The organism is Marinomonas gallaica (assembly GCF_001639745.1).
Taxonomy (GTDB): Bacteria; Pseudomonadota; Gammaproteobacteria; order Pseudomonadales; family Marinomonadaceae; genus Marinomonas; species Marinomonas gallaica.
In genome coordinates, this window is the sequence record NZ_LTAX01000006.1 from 14,376 (window position 1) to 28,213 (window position 13,838).

The 13,838-nt window shown below is 45.5% G+C and carries 14 protein-coding genes; 12 read left to right on the plus strand and 2 right to left on the minus strand.

The features are described 5' to 3' along the window. Nucleotides 1–92: 92 nt before the first annotated feature. The 7 genes from AYW76_RS07615 (at nt 93) to AYW76_RS07645 (ending at nt 8,042) form a co-directional block, all read left to right on the plus strand. Nucleotides 93–1,103, plus strand: coding sequence for a RodZ domain-containing protein (locus AYW76_RS07615; protein WP_197467785.1), 1,011 nt, complete (start codon nt 93–95; stop codon nt 1,101–1,103). An 8-nt stretch (nt 1,104–1,111) separates the two neighbouring features. Beyond that, nucleotides 1,112–2,224, plus strand: coding sequence for a flavodoxin-dependent (E)-4-hydroxy-3-methylbut-2-enyl-diphosphate synthase (gene ispG, locus AYW76_RS07620; RefSeq protein ID WP_067218074.1), 1,113 nt, complete (start codon nt 1,112–1,114; stop codon nt 2,222–2,224). 11 nt (nt 2,225–2,235) lie between these two features. Then, a complete protein-coding gene (gene hisS / locus AYW76_RS07625; protein WP_082866153.1) occupies nt 2,236–3,516 on the plus strand; it encodes a histidine--tRNA ligase in 1,281 nt (426 codons plus the stop codon). 48 nt (nt 3,517–3,564) lie between these two features. Then, entirely contained in the window at nt 3,565–4,206 is a 642-nt protein-coding gene (locus AYW76_RS07630) for a YfgM family protein (RefSeq protein WP_067218076.1), read from the plus strand. Between the two features lie 6 nt (nt 4,207–4,212). Next, nucleotides 4,213–5,343 carry an outer membrane protein assembly factor BamB gene (bamB, locus tag AYW76_RS07635; RefSeq protein WP_067218078.1) on the plus strand — a complete coding sequence of 377 codons (1,131 nt, stop codon included), beginning with the start codon at nt 4,213–4,215 and terminating at the stop codon, nt 5,341–5,343. A 97-nt stretch (nt 5,344–5,440) separates the two neighbouring features. Further along, on the plus strand, nt 5,441–6,778 hold the full coding sequence (gene der / locus AYW76_RS07640; protein ID WP_067036322.1) for a ribosome biogenesis GTPase Der: 1,338 nt from the start codon (nt 5,441–5,443) through the stop codon (nt 6,776–6,778). Between the two features lie 157 nt (nt 6,779–6,935). Next, nucleotides 6,936–8,042 carry an enoyl-CoA hydratase/isomerase family protein gene (locus AYW76_RS07645; protein ID WP_067218081.1) on the plus strand — a complete coding sequence of 369 codons (1,107 nt, stop codon included), beginning with the start codon at nt 6,936–6,938 and terminating at the stop codon, nt 8,040–8,042. On the opposite strand, the gene AYW76_RS07650 is transcribed toward AYW76_RS07645, so the two are convergent. Next, entirely contained in the window at nt 8,020–8,178 is a 159-nt protein-coding gene (locus AYW76_RS07650) for a DUF2496 domain-containing protein (protein WP_067218084.1), read from the minus strand. The two genes, AYW76_RS07645 and AYW76_RS07650, sit on opposite strands and share 23 nt — an antisense overlap. A gap of 110 nt (nt 8,179–8,288) precedes the next feature. Here AYW76_RS07650 and AYW76_RS07655 point away from each other — a divergent pair, with 110 nt between their 5' ends. The 5 genes from AYW76_RS07655 to AYW76_RS07675 all read left to right on the plus strand — a co-directional run bounded on the left by AYW76_RS07655 (nt 8,289) and on the right by AYW76_RS07675 (nt 13,131). Next, entirely contained in the window at nt 8,289–8,927 is a 639-nt protein-coding gene (locus tag AYW76_RS07655) for a class I SAM-dependent methyltransferase (protein ID WP_082866154.1), read from the plus strand. Nucleotides 8,928–9,030: 103 nt separating this feature from the next. Next, nucleotides 9,031–11,304, plus strand: a complete 2,274-nt coding sequence (locus AYW76_RS07660; RefSeq protein WP_067218087.1) for a YgiQ family radical SAM protein — start codon at nt 9,031–9,033, stop codon at nt 11,302–11,304. 247 nt (nt 11,305–11,551) lie between these two features. Then, entirely contained in the window at nt 11,552–12,151 is a 600-nt protein-coding gene (locus AYW76_RS07665; protein WP_067036335.1) for a YitT family protein, read from the plus strand. Continuing rightward, the gene (locus AYW76_RS07670; protein WP_067218090.1) at nt 12,151–12,648 is read left to right on the plus strand and encodes a GNAT family N-acetyltransferase; all 498 of its coding nucleotides are present in this window, start codon (nt 12,151–12,153) and stop codon (nt 12,646–12,648) included. Before AYW76_RS07665 ends, AYW76_RS07670 begins: the two co-directional genes overlap by 1 nt. A gap of 21 nt (nt 12,649–12,669) precedes the next feature. Beyond that, entirely contained in the window at nt 12,670–13,131 is a 462-nt protein-coding gene (locus tag AYW76_RS07675) for a methyltransferase family protein (protein WP_067218093.1), read from the plus strand. A gap of 83 nt (nt 13,132–13,214) precedes the next feature. On the opposite strand, the gene AYW76_RS07680 is transcribed toward AYW76_RS07675, so the two are convergent. After that, nucleotides 13,215–13,793 carry a fasciclin domain-containing protein gene (locus AYW76_RS07680; RefSeq protein WP_067218097.1) on the minus strand — a complete coding sequence of 193 codons (579 nt, stop codon included), beginning with the start codon at nt 13,791–13,793 and terminating at the stop codon, nt 13,215–13,217. Nucleotides 13,794–13,838 lie beyond the last annotated feature (45 nt).

The window sequence follows — 13,838 nt, forward strand, 5'->3', positions numbered from 1 at the left end:
CCATTTTGTCTGTCGTGCGATCCACCCGCATGAAACTGACCATACATTTGGGTAGCCCAGCGCTTCCATGCCTGCTATACCAAGGTAATACCATGACAACTGATTTAGAGATGGATATCGCTCGCGAACAAGAAAGAAAAACGCTGGATATTGGCCAGAGTTTGCGGGCGAAACGTCTGACCCTGGCTATAGATGAGCGCCAAGTGGCGACGGAATTAAAGCTTTCTATCGAGCATGTCTATGCATTAGAAAACAATGATTTCATTCGTTTTCGGTCAACGACGTTTGCTCGTGGCTATATTAAAAGCTATTGCCGTTTGTTGGGAGAAGATCATCGTCCTGTTTTAGCTGCATTTGATGAGCAGCAGTCCGTAAAAGAAAGCAACATTCGTCCTGTGGACAATGTGAAATCTCAAGCTTCAGGTCGTGACCCTATCTTTGTCATTGTTTCAGCTATCATTGTTGCAATTATTGCGTTCGTCGCATTTTGGTGGCCAGCCCAATCCTCTGAGCCTGATGTGCAGCAAGATCCTGTGGTGCAAGAACAATCTGCCGAGTTAAATGAAAATCAAAACGGTACACCTGTCGAAGAAGAGTTTGTTAAGACAGATGCACCAACTGGTGATCAGGCCGCCCCTGAACTTAATGAGCCTGAGGTGGATTTAGAATCGCTTGATTTATCCGCATTGTCGAATATTGAAACGCAAACAGTCTTGGATGAAGCGGCTGATGTAGTGACCGGTCTTTCGGCAGAAACCATTGCCTTACTTGAAGATGCGGGAGTTGATCCGCAAGACGTTGTTGAAGCCACTCGCGAGCCAGAGCCTGCTCCAGCTCCCATTGAAATTGAATCACCGGCTTTTAATCATGATATTGTGATGACGTTTGATGCGGATTGTTGGACACAAGTACGCGATAGCACAGGCCGTGTTATCTTTTCTGGTGTAAAATCCGCTGGTAGCAGTCTTGAATTAGACGGTCAGGCCCCATATCGAGTAACGTTAGGGTATGCCCGTGGCGTGACTGAGCTCCTATACAAGGGAGAGCCATTCGACTTTTCCACTTATATACGTAAAGATCTAGCTCGTTTTGAGCTTGAGTAGAGATAAGCATGCATTTCGAATCTCCAATTAAACGTCGCCACTCCCGCCAAATTATGGTGGGAAATGTACCGGTTGGCGGCGATGCACCGATTAGTGTGCAAAGTATGACAAACACAGAAACCTGTGATGTTGCGGCAACGGTCGCTCAAATTCGTGCGATGCAAGACGCTGGCGCAGATATTGTACGTGTCTCTGTTCCATCGTTAGATGCTGCAGAAGCATTTAAGTCTATTCGTGAGCAAGTTGATCTACCGCTGGTGGCAGACATCCACTTCGATTACAAAATCGCTTTGAAAGTGGCTGAGTACGGTGTTGATTGTTTGCGTATTAACCCGGGTAACATCGGTAATAAAGATCGCATCCGTGCTGTGGTGGATTGTGCTCGTGATAAGAACATTCCGATTCGTATTGGTGTGAATGCAGGGTCGTTGGAAAAAGACTTGCAGAAAAAATACGGTGAACCAACGCCCGATGCTCTGGTTGAGTCGGCTTTTCGTCAGATCGAATATTTTGATGAACTGGACTTCCAAGAGTTTAAACTCAGTTTAAAAGCTTCGGATGTCTTTATGACCGTAGAAGCCTACCGTAAAATCGCAAGCCAGATTGATAATCCCCTTCATTTGGGGATTACTGAAGCAGGTGGTTTACGTTCAGGGACAGTGAAATCCTCCATTGGCTTAGGCTTATTGTTGATGGATGGCATAGGCGACACCTTACGGGTTTCATTAGCTGCTGATCCCGTGCAAGAAGTCAAAGTGGGTTGGGATATGTTGCGTAGTTTGAAGCTGCGTAATCGTGGCATTAACTTCATTGCCTGTCCAAGCTGCTCGCGTCAAAATTTCGACGTAGTCAAAACGATGAATGAGTTAGAAGAGCGTCTAGAGGACATTAAAGTCTCTATGGATGTTGCGGTTATTGGGTGTGTAGTGAATGGTCCAGGTGAAGCGAAAGAGGCTGACCTAGGTTTAGCTGGCGGTAGCCCAAATAACTTGGTTTACTTAGATGGCAAGCCCAATACAAAAGTTAAAAACGAAACCTTGGTTGACGATCTTGAACGAATGATTCGAGACAAAGCCTTGGAGAAAGAGAAACAAGAATTGAATCTTATCGCTAAGTCATAAGGGCACGAACAGTGGGTCGTAAAGTACAAGCAATTCGCGGAATGAACGACATTCTGCCAGGTCAATCTTCAGTTTGGCAGTATCTTGAAAAAACAGTAGCTCAAGTTGTATCGGGCTACGGCTACCAGCAAATTCGTTTTCCTATCGTTGAGCATACTGAGTTGTTCAAGCGTGGTGTCGGTGAGACAACGGACATTGTTGAAAAAGAAATGTACACCTTTGATGACCGTAATGGCGAATCGCTGACCTTGCGTCCTGAAGGGACTGCAAGTTGTGTGCGAGCTGCAGACCAAGCTGGGTTGTTGTTTAATCAAACGCAACGCCTTTGGTATGTCGGTCCTATGTTCCGTTACGAACGCCCACAAAAAGGTCGTTACCGTCAATTTCATCAGATTGGTGTCGAGTCTTTTGGCATGGCTACACCGGACATCGATGCCGAACTGATTATTTTGTCAGCGCGTTTGTGGAAAAAACTGGGGTTACTTGAACACGTTGAGTTGCAACTGAATACGATTGGTGTTGCCGCAGCGCGTGAAACTTTCAAAGCTGCGTTGGTTGAGTACCTAACACAATACAAAGATCAGTTGGACGAAGACAGTCAACGTCGTCTATCCACTAATCCATTGCGTATTTTGGATTCAAAAGACGAAAATACTCAGAAGGTATTGGTTAATGCACCGAGCCTAGAGGATTTTATCGACGAAGAATCTCAAGCGCATTTTGACCGCCTTCAGGCGATCTTAAAAGCCAATGATGTGCCGTTTGTGATTAATAACAAACTTGTGCGTGGCTTAGACTACTACGGTAAAACAGTATTTGAGTGGGTGACATCGCACCTTGGTGCTCAAGCAACTGTCTGTGCAGGCGGTCGTTATGATGGCTTAGTTGAGCAACTCGGTGGTAAAGCTACCCCTGCGGTAGGCTTTGCTATGGGGGTTGAGCGCTTAGTGTTATTGCTAGAAACGCTAGATTTAATTCCGAGCGAAGCAAAAGATACAACCGATGTATTTATGGTGTCATTTGGTGATGCTGCGGAACTTCAATCATTTGTTGTGGCCGAATCGTTACGTAATGCCGGTCAAAATTGGACTGTGTTGCGCCATTGCGGTGGTGGTAATTTTAAAAATCAAATGAAAAAAGCCGACAAGTCTGGTGCGCGATTCACATTGATTATTGGTGATAGCGAAGTAGAAGAGGGCGTTGTGCAGGTAAAAGACATGCAGACGGGTGAGCAGACTTCTTGCGCCAATTCTGATTTAGTCGGTAATTTGCTAGAGAAGCTAAACGGCTAAGGGCACTGCGGGTGCCATCGTTCGCAATAGGATTATGAGGAACAAAGTGTGTCTGAATTAAAGACTGAAGAAGAACAGATTGAAGCGTTTAAAAGCTGGTGGAAGAAAAACGGCACCTCTCTAGTGTTAGCTGTAGCCGTTGGTGTAGGCGGTTACTTTGGGCTCCAAGCTTGGCAGAACAGCCAAGCTAATCATATTTCTGAGGCCTCATCGTTGTACCAAAACCTAACCGAAGCAGCGGCGGATCTGGACAAAGAAGAAAACCAGAAAACGGTGCGCTTTATTGCTCAGCAATTAGCAGATGATTACGATGACACAGGCTATGCTGTGTTTAGCCAATTATTTGTTGCACGCATTGATGCTCAAGCGGGTGATTATGACGCCGCTGAGAGTGCTCTATCAAAGGTTGTAGAGCAGTCAGAAGATGCGTCATTTGATGCCGTAGCAAATATTCGAATTGCGCGACTTCAGGCTGAGCAAGAAAAATACGATGCAGCGATGACAACACTTAGTGCGGTGTCACAAGCTGAGTTTGCTGGACAAGTTGAAGAGCTGCGCGGCGACATTTTATTGGCTCAGGGTAAGCGAAAGCAAGCTCGTGAAGCTTATGAAAGTGCTGCAGCTGCAATGGGAGAAGATGCACAGCATCCTCTATTAGAGATCAAAATGAAGGATTTGGTGAAGGGCTAGTTGACTATGTGGAAGCCAATGATCGCGGCAGCCGTTGTAAGTGCTGCATTGCTACAAGGTTGTTCAACACGACTGTTACCGCCACCTTCTGGCGTCGATCAAGAAGTGTACTTCGATGCTAACTGGCGTACCAAAGTAAATGGTGGCGCAGGTGAGCAAACTGAGACATTTAATATCGTGGCGCAGGATGGCACGCTAGCATTAGTAACGAGTCGCGGTGCTTTATATGAATTGGCTCAAGCAAATGGTCAACAAGTGAAACACCTAGAAACAGGATATCGTCCGAGTGCGGGTGTTTCTCGCGATGGCGATACTTTCTTTTTTGGTACTTTTGACGGTGAATTGGTCGCAGCATCACTGGCTGAGCAAAAAGTACTATGGACTCAGTCTTTAACGTCCGAAATCTTGTCTGAGACAGGTAACGGTGAAGGCCGTGTTGCGGTTCAGACGGGTGATGGATGGTTAACCGTTATGGACGCTGCGACGGGCAAAACGTTGTGGCGAGATAAAGAAGATATTCCGGCTCTAACCGTTCGTGGTACAAGTGCCCCGATTATCGAAAGCGGCAAAGTGATTGCAGGCTTCGCCAGTGGTAAGGTCAAAGCGTATAACTTACGTACTGGTGACCAGATTTGGGAATACTCAGTGGGTAAACCCGAAGGTCGTTACGAAATCGAGCGTTTGACTGATATTAGCGGCCGTTTAGTATTCGAAAACGGGTTGATCTATTCTGTGGCTTATAATGGCACATTAACTGCGCTCGCACCGCAAACAGGTCGTCCTGTTTGGCAGCGTAATATTTCCAGTGCGGTCGGTGTGGATGTGAAAGGTAATGAATTAACCATTATTGATCAAGATAATGTGGTCTATGCACTTAACGCTCGTAATGGTTCTACGCTTTGGCAAAACGACTCTTTAAAAGAGCGCGATTTGGCATCGCCTGTATTTTATAAAGAATACGTAGCTGTTTTGGATCGTGGTGGTTGGATCCATTTGTTAAATCGAACCACGGGTGAAGTGGAAGCGTGGACGCTGGCGGACTCGAAACGTCCTGCTGGCAGTCGCATGGTGTCGAATGATGAACAATTGTTTATACTTACGCCAACAGCGAATGTGACTGCGTTACACTATTGGTAACAGATGTAGTCAAGAGCGGAAGCTCAAAGCACTTTTTAAAGAGGCTGCTTCGCTCAAAAGGCGTAGCAGCCACTTTGTATTTTTATAGGTTGAAAAAATGATCCCAGTTATTGCATTGGTCGGTCGACCCAATGTTGGAAAATCTACTCTGTTTAATCAGCTGACGCGTTCGCGCGATGCGCTTGTTGCAGATTACCCAGGCTTAACTCGTGACCGTAAATACGGCGATGGCAAAGCGGGTGAGCACGAATTTATCGTTATTGATACAGGTGGTATCAGTGGTGACGAGCAGGGTATTGATGAGCATATGGCACGTCAGTCGCTACTTGCTATTGAAGAAGCCGATGTGGTGCTGTTTTTGGTTGATGGCCGCCATGGTTTAAACCCTGCTGATGAAATGATCGCCAATCATTTACGTCGTTCTGAAAAGACGATTTACTTAGTGGTCAACAAAACAGATGGTATTAATGAAGACATTGCATTAGCAGACTTTTACTCGCTAGGTATGGGACAGTTGTATTCTATCGCTGCAGCCCATGGTAAAGGTGTGCGATCGCTGATTGATATCGTCATGTTGCCGTTCGCTGAGCGTGTTGCCGAAGCACGCGAGCAAATCGAGTTTAATGCAAAAGGTATTCGTATCGGTGTCATCGGCCGCCCTAATGTAGGTAAGTCGACGCTAGTAAACCGCATGTTGGGTGAAGAGCGTGTAATTGTTTATGACTTGCCAGGGACGACCCGTGACAGTGTCTATATACCTTATAAACGTCATGACAAAGACTACACCTTGATTGATACGGCAGGGGTGCGTCGTCGTAAGCACGTTACTGAAGCCGTTGAGAAATTCTCGATTGTTAAAACACTGCAAGCAATCCAAGACGCTAACGTTGTTATTTGTGTGATTGACTCGCATGAAGACTTGGTTGAACAAGATCTTCATATGATTGGTTATGCCTTGGATGCCGGTCGTGGATTGGTGATTGCCATCAACAAATGGGATGGTCTGAAAAAAGACGAACGTGAACATATTAAGAAAGAAGTTGAGCGTCGTTTAGGGTTTGTGCCTTATGCGAAAGTCCACTACATTTCCGCGTTACATGGAACGGGCGTGGGCGATCTGTATGACACTATTGAGGAAACTTACGAATCTTGTTATGCCAAATGGTCTACCAATCGACTCACTAAGATTCTTGAAGATGCGGTTTCAGAGCATCAACCACCAATGGTAAAAGGCCGCCGTATCAAATTGCGTTATGCTCACCAAGGGGGTTCAAACCCTCCACGTATTGTTGTGCATGGTAATCAAACCAATTCATTACCGGGTAGCTACAAGCGTTACTTAGAGAATAAATTCCGTACCGTTTTAAACATTACGGGAACGCCTATTTCGTTTGAATTTAAATCGTCGGATAACCCATACGCGCCGAAGAAGTAATTCAAGTCAAAAGATATGAAAAGCCCTGCTAGGCGACAACTTAGCAGGGTTTTTTTGTCTGTGCTCGACATTAGTCTTAAAGCTATTGTTCTATAAAAGACGATCCGCTACTTTGAAGGCAATTGGACACACAAAGAAAAATAATAACGGAGCGCTTATGTCTCAATCGGTGGAATTTTCAACCCTACCATTTGCTAGCCATTTCAAATTAGGGGTCATTCGGCTTGCCTCACCCCGCACATTAAATGCTTTAAATCTTGAGATGATTGAAGCGATCTCTGAACAGTTACTCGTATGGCAAGAAGATCCCGTTATCTCAGCGGTTTGGATAGAAGGTGCCGGTGAAAAAGCCTTTTGCGCTGGAGGAAATGTGGTCGATGTGTATCGATCACTGATTGAACAGGATGACAATGGTCTGTTTAGTGAGCGGTATTTTGGTAGTGAATACCAATTGGACTTATTAATCCAACGCTATCAAAAACCGGTCATTAGTTGGGGTCATGGTTATATTATGGGCGGCGGTATGGGACTGTTCATGGGAGGCGATTATCGAGTGGTCATGCCTTCGAGTCGACTGGCGATGCCCGAAATCAAAATTGGCTTATATCCGGATGTCGGTGCCAGCTATTTTTTGAATCAACTCCCCGAACATTATGCGCGTTTCTTGGCGCTAACAGCGTATCAAGTTAATGCGACAGACGCCTGTGAGTTAGGTCTAGCTACGCACTACGTATGTGATGACGCTTATACACAGGTATTGCAGCAATTGGCATCCGGTACGATAGATAATTCTGAGCGTAACCAGGTTGCTCATCATATTGAACGAGTATTGCACGGCTTTACGCTGGCTGATGAGGTGCCTTTATTACGTCCGGAGTTGATGTCTCATGACAAAGCGTTGAAAAACTTAATGAGTGGTGACATCGTCAATATTTATCAATCGATGAAGCAATATCAGACTGATAGCTCAACTTTGCAAGCTGCGCGCGATAACTTTCTTAAAGGCAGTCCGCTGTCAGCCTGTTTGATATTGGAGCAGTTAAACTGGGGGATAGGGCAAACATTAGAATCCGTTTTTCAACGTGAAACCGTATTATCCGTCAACATCAGTGTGCATGGTGACTTTTGTGAAGGAGTTCGAGCTTTGCTGGTCGATAAAGATCAAACGCCTACATGGCAGCATGCGTCTGTGTTAGAAGTGCCAAAAGAGACGCTTCATCAGTATTTCGCTCCGAGGGCGGCTAGGTCTCAGATATCGAGCTAGCGGCTTTTTGTTCGCAGTCCTGTAAAACAATTTTAAGTGCGGCAATAGCCGTTTCATTGGGAATTTCATTTTCTTCTAGCAGTGCGATTAAGTCGACGGCTAGTTTAATATGGTCCGGTGCGGAATCTAACGACATAGGGATATTTTCTGCATATTTGCTGTCATGTTATTGGTATAAGCTTTTTCTATAATAAGTAATATAACGACTGTAAAGAAGTAAAATGTTAACACATCCTAGAGGTGCGCGTGGTTACAAATGAATTTTGGTTAGAACGCTGGCAAGCGGGTCGAATAGGCTTTCATCGAGATGAAGTCAATCCATGGTTAATTCAGTATTGGCCTCAGATTGGTCGAGGAGCCAAGGTACTGGTGCCATTATGTGGCAAGTCAGCCGATTTGTTATGGCTAGCGAACCAAGGCTACGATGTAACAGGTGTTGAGCTGTCACCGATGGCCGTGGTTGAGTTCTTTGGCGATAACGATTTAACGTATCAAACAGAGCAAGTTGGCAGTCTAAAAGTTCATACTGCACATGGGTTAGCCTTACGTATTGTGGAAGGGGACTACTTTGATTTTCACGAAACAGGTTTTGATGCTTGTTATGACCGTGCCGCATTGGTTGCGATACCTGAAGAAAAGCGTGAGCAATATGTACTTCATACAAAGCAGCGCCTCACCCCGGAAGCAACTTTGCTGCTCATTACATTAAGTTATGATGGCGATCAAGCTGGACCTCCATTTTCGGTCTTGGACTTTGAGGTGAACGAATTGTGGGGTGACTGGATACGAAAATTAGCCAGTGAAGATCTACTCCAATTAGATGAACGTTATCAAAGTCATGAACGCACTTTTTATGAAGAAAGTGTGTGGCGGATTACCGGTTAATAATATCCCTATATACCTGAGTATTTTTCTGGGATAATAGCCGTCATTCACGATTCCTGATTCATCAATTTCCCAAGCGAACATCGCTTGGGATAGAGTTCTTATGACCAAACGACACAAAACCGCTCCAGATATATTTTCTTACCCCCAGTATTGGGCCGAATGTTATGGCGTTGCGCCATTTTTACCGACTACCCGCGAAGAAATGGATGCCTTAGGCTGGGACAGCTGTGACGTTATCATCGTCACCGGCGATGCCTATATAGACCATCCAAGCTTTGGCATGGCAGTAATGGGCCGTGTCTTGGAGGCTCAAGGTTTTCGTGTCGGTATTATTGATCAACCCGATTGGCGCAGCCCTGATGACTTCATGCGCTTGGGTCGTCCAAATCTGTATTTTGGTGTGACAGCGGGTAACATGGATTCCATGATCAACCGTTACACGGCCGACCTTAAAGTTCGCAACGACGATGCCTATACGCCTTATGGTGCAGGTGGCAAACGTCCTGATCGAGCAGTTATTGTCTATTCGCAACGTTGTAAACAAGCCTTCCATGACGTTCCGGTGATGATCGGTGGTATCGAAGCGAGCTTGCGTCGTATCGCTCAATATGACTATTGGAATGATGAAGTTCGTCGTTCCGTGTTAGTGGACTCTACCGCCGACATCTTGCTCTACGGTAATGCTGAGCGCGCCATCATTGATGTGACTCATGCCGTCGCCGCCGGTAAAAAAATGGATGAACTGGAAAACATCCGAGGTACCACGATTATTCGTGATACGCCTCCAGGTGGCTACACTGAAATCGACTCGACGCGTGTTGATTGGCCGAGCAAAGTAGATAAAATTTATAGCCCCTACGAATACATTCCGGAAGGTAAGTGTCAAACTGGTGAGCAAGAAGACGACGATGTCATGCCGATTCGTGTGATTCCAGCGCCGTTACGTAAAGGTGAGAAACTCAACCCTGAGAAAACCTATATTCGCTTACCGTCTTTTGAAAAAGTATCAAAAGACCCTGTGTTATACGCACATACTTCGCGTATTTTGCACATGGAATCCAACCCCCACAATGCGCGTGCCTTGATTCAAAAGCATGGTAAAAAAGAGATTTGGGTTAATCCACCGCCAATTCCATTGGAAACCCCAGAAATGGATGGTGTGTTCGATTTACCGTACGCTCGTGTACCACACCCTAAATATCAGAAAGCGCGTATCCCAGCCTATGACATGATCAAAACGTCGATCAATATTATGCGAGGTTGTTTTGGTGGTTGTACGTTCTGCTCTATTACTGAGCATGAAGGGCGTGTCATTCAATCGCGTTCGCATGAATCGATCCTAAATGAAATCGAAGACATCAAGCAAAAGGTGCCCGGCTTTACCGGTCACATTTCTGACTTGGGTGGACCGACTTCGAACATGTATACGTTGAACTGTAACGATGATGAGGTTCAAGCGTCGTGTCGTAAGTTGTCTTGTGTGTACCCAACGATCTGTTCAAACCTTAAGACTGATCATAGCGCGACGACGTCACTCTATCGCAAAGCACGCTCTGTGGAAGGTATTCATAAAATCTCGATCGCATCAGGTTTACGTTACGACTTGGCGGTAGAAGACCCCGAGTATGTGCGCGAATTAGTAACACATCACGTCGGCGGGTTATTAAAAATTGCGCCAGAGCACTCTGAAATGGGTACCCTGTCGAAAATGATGAAACCGGGTATGGGCACTTATGATCGCTTCAAGCGTATGTTTGATAAGTATTCAAAAGAAGCGGGTAAGAAACAGCATTTGATTCCTTACTTTATCGCGGCTCACCCAGGCTCTAGCGATGAAGACATGATGAATTTAGCGGTCTGGTTGAAAGAAAATGACTTCAAGCCAGATCAGGTGCAAACGTTCTACCCATCGCCAATGTCGTTAGCAACAGCGATGTATCATTCAGGTAAAAACCCATTACAAGGGGTGACCTACAAGAGTGAAGATGTTTACATCCCGAAAGACTACAAGCAGCGAACGACTCAAAAAGGCTTCTTACGTTATCATGATCCAAGTAACTGGCCTGCGTTACGTGAGACCTTGCGAGTCATGGGGCGTGCTGATCTGATTGGTAATGGCAAAGGTCAATTGGTACCAGACGAAGAAAAAGACAAGCGTACGCCACGTCGTCCAACGAAAGCCAAACCAGGGCAAAAAACGGGTGCATCGCACTCTAGTAATCGTCCTACGTTTGAAAAAATCGCTGAAAACGAGCGTACTCAGCGCAAGCAAAATAAGACAAATGCGTCCAGCACAGAGAGCCGTCCAGCTAAAACAGGTGGTGGTGCGAACCGTTCAAAATCGAAACGACCTGCAGCAAGCAGAACCCGTTAATAGATTAAGGACGACTGCATACTATGTGGTCGTCCTTTGCACCAACTTGTTCACGTAATAGCAAAAGTACCCTTAAAAAGGTGCATTCTCTTCGAAAATCTCCCATAATTCAGCCCCATTATTGGTATACGTTATGCATTGATCAAATTAGACACGGTGCTAACACCCGCGTTAATACCTCCACAAGAGGTTTACGTTACTAACCTGCGCTCAACCAAAAGTAAGCGTGATGATTGGGAAAACAACTATGAAACTGACACATCAATGGCTTTCAATTCTTGAAGGCTGCATCCTCGTGGCCCTAGGCCTGCATATTCTGAATTCAGTCGGTCTTTTGATCAGCGGTACCGCAGGCATCGGCATGATTCTGTTAAAACTGACCAGTTTAAGCTTCGGACAATTATTTTTCGTTTTAAATTTACCTTTTTACATTTTAGCGTGGCGCGCGCTCGGCAAAGAATTTGCGTTTCGTACCTTTGCTGCGGTGAGCATATTGTCCCTGCTATCTGAATTGTTCCGTCATATCGTACATCTTGAGATTCATCCAATTGCCGCGGCGATCTTAGGCGGTATGCTGGTAGGGTTTGGTTTGATCATTTTATTTCGTCACAATGCATCACTAGGTGGTTTAAATATTTTGGCGGTCTATTTAGAGCGTCGTTTTAACATACACGCGAGTCGTACCACACTCATTGCTGACTTATGTGTGCTGTCTGTCGCGGTACTTGTACTCGACGGGTGGAGTCTGCTGTATTCTTTATTAGCATTCCTATTATTAAGCTCGGTTGTTGGACGCTATCATCGTCCGCCAAAATGGGCGCAAAACAATGAGACCAAGCACGCCTAATGAACGCTCAAAAAGTTGTTATTGATCATTTCGATGAAGAGTTGGTGTCCTATCGAACGTTATTGGATGTTTGCCACCGTAGCGTCCATGCCATTCCTGATGTGATTTATTCACCTAAGCAAAAGTCTGTTTGGGCCCCGGACTGTTTAGAGGTTTCAAGCTGGCGCCAACGGCTTCAAGAACGTAAGGTTTGGGTCGCTCTGGGGGAGCAAAATAAAGAGTGCTTAGGATTTATTGAATTAGATCTAAAGGGCGATATTGAATGCCTTTATGTGTGTCCGCGAGCTCAACGTCAAGGCATTGCAAAGGCCCTAGTGATCAAGGCCAGAGAGTATGTCGTCCATCACTATGGAAATAAAACAGAGTGGCGAGTCCAGGCGTCGGATGCCGCGTATGAGTTTTTTCTGAAGTTTGGCTTTTTACCTACTCAGCGCAATCAAATTGAGCGATTCGGTGTTTTGCTTGAAAACACGAGTATGGCAAAATCCCTGCTATAGCTTTTTAACGAGGTGTTGCAAATGGATAGTCTTGAATTAAAAGTCCCACCAGCGTTGTTGTTCATTTTAACAGCGGCTGTGATGTGGGCCAGTGCTGGGTGTTTACCTGCATTTGACTCGGTAGGGTGGTTTTTATGTGCTTTGGGGTGGTTGAGTTTTGTCGTTGGTGGCTTGTTTTGTGTGCTAGGTGTGTTGTGGTTTGTGATTCATCAGACAACGCCTGATCCGCGTGATCCCTCGCAGTCCAGTACGCTGGTAACATCAGGTATTTACAGCAAAACTCGTAATCCTATGTATTTGGGCTTTGTTTTATTATTAAGCAGTTATATGTTCTGGCAAGGTTCGCCGCTGATGGTGCTTTACATTGCTGCGTTTGTTTGCTTCTTGACGCGTTATCAAATTATTCCTGAAGAGCGTATTTTAGGGTATCGCTTTGGTCAGACCTTTCAAGAGTACACCAATCGTGTACCACGTTGGTGGTAAAATCGATCGCATTATAAAAGCCCAAACAGCGCTCTGTTTGGGCTTTTTAGTGTTCGGTTAGCAGATTTATTTTTTAGAGCTGACTATTTTGGCAGCAATACTGTGTCGATGACGTGGATAACACCGTTTGACTGCTTCACATCAGCGATGGTGACATGCGCCATACGGCCGTTTTCATCTTCCAGCATAATCGTATCGCCTTTGTAGGTTGCGGTTAGAATACAACCGCCTAATGTGGGTACTGGGTGAGCGCCCATATCATCGTCAATCATGGTAGTGATCGCGCTTGATAGAGCATTGGTGCCGACGACATGGCAGGTTAACACTTCTTGTAGAGCGGCTTTGTTTTCAGGTTTTAACAAGTTTGCTACCGCGCCTTTAGGTAATTTATCAAACGCTGCATTCGTTGGCGCAAACACTGTAAATGGACCCTCACCTTGCAATGTATCGACAAGACCTGCTGCTTTCACTGCCGCCACTAGAGTCGTGTGGTCTTTAGAGTTTACGGCATTTTCGATGATGTTCTTGCTAGCGTACATCGGTGCACCGCCCACCATAGGGTTGTCATGTTTGTCTGCCATGCTGTCATGGCTTGATGGCGTGCTTGAACAGCCAGTAATCGCTAATGCAGTGGTCACCGTTAGTGTTGTAAGAAGTTTCATGGTAGTGCTCCCGTTTTGTTATGAATTATGAACCTTGTACTCCTA

Coding starts and splice junctions, on each gene's coding strand:
- AYW76_RS07615 (WP_197467785.1), top strand. CDS start 93: ATGACAACTGATTTAGAGATGGATATCGCTCGCGAACAAGAAAGAAAA.
- ispG (WP_067218074.1), top strand. CDS start 1,112: ATGCATTTCGAATCTCCAATTAAACGTCGCCACTCCCGCCAAATTATG.
- bamB (WP_067218078.1), top strand. CDS start 4,213: ATGTGGAAGCCAATGATCGCGGCAGCCGTTGTAAGTGCTGCATTGCTA.
- der (WP_067036322.1), top strand. CDS start 5,441: ATGATCCCAGTTATTGCATTGGTCGGTCGACCCAATGTTGGAAAATCT.
- AYW76_RS07645 (WP_067218081.1), top strand. CDS start 6,936: ATGTCTCAATCGGTGGAATTTTCAACCCTACCATTTGCTAGCCATTTC.
- AYW76_RS07650 (WP_067218084.1), bottom strand. CDS start 8,178: ATGTCGTTAGATTCCGCACCGGACCATATTAAACTAGCCGTCGACTTA.
- AYW76_RS07660 (WP_067218087.1), top strand. CDS start 9,031: ATGACCAAACGACACAAAACCGCTCCAGATATATTTTCTTACCCCCAG.
- AYW76_RS07665 (WP_067036335.1), top strand. CDS start 11,552: ATGAAACTGACACATCAATGGCTTTCAATTCTTGAAGGCTGCATCCTC.
- AYW76_RS07670 (WP_067218090.1), top strand. CDS start 12,151: ATGAACGCTCAAAAAGTTGTTATTGATCATTTCGATGAAGAGTTGGTG.
- AYW76_RS07675 (WP_067218093.1), top strand. CDS start 12,670: ATGGATAGTCTTGAATTAAAAGTCCCACCAGCGTTGTTGTTCATTTTA.
- AYW76_RS07680 (WP_067218097.1), bottom strand. CDS start 13,793: ATGAAACTTCTTACAACACTAACGGTGACCACTGCATTAGCGATTACT.